A 359-nucleotide genomic window follows, 5' to 3' on the forward strand; every position below is an offset into this window, starting at 1 on the left:
CTTGACCGTACCAAAATGGTGAACAATGCCATCAGCACGGTAGAAAGAAACCTTCTGGAAGGTGCATTAATCGTGGTATTTGTACTCGTTTTATTTCTCGGAAATTTCAGAGCCGGCTTACTCGTGGCTTCGGTAATTCCGCTGGCCATGCTTTTTGCCATTTGTATGATGAACCTTTTTGGGGTGAGTGGCAACCTGATGAGTTTGGGTGCTCTGGATTTTGGATTAATCATTGACGGAGCCGTCATTATTGTAGAAGCCGTCCTGCATCAGTTGGCACTGAATCCAAAGTTCAGGAATCTGCTGAAAATTCCGTCCAACGATATGGACAATGTGGTTACAGAATCTGCCGGAAGAAT

General features: G+C 44.8%; 1 protein-coding gene. It reads left to right on the forward strand.

The features are described 5' to 3' along the window. The coding region (locus tag B3J44_RS22265) for an efflux RND transporter permease subunit (RefSeq protein ID WP_286971508.1) at nucleotides 1–359 on the forward strand (359 nt) is incomplete at both ends.

The sequence above is a fragment of the Flavobacterium sp. UBA4854 genome (assembly GCF_002399805.1).
GTDB classification, from domain to species: domain Bacteria; phylum Bacteroidota; class Bacteroidia; order Flavobacteriales; family Flavobacteriaceae; genus Flavobacterium; species Flavobacterium ginsengisoli.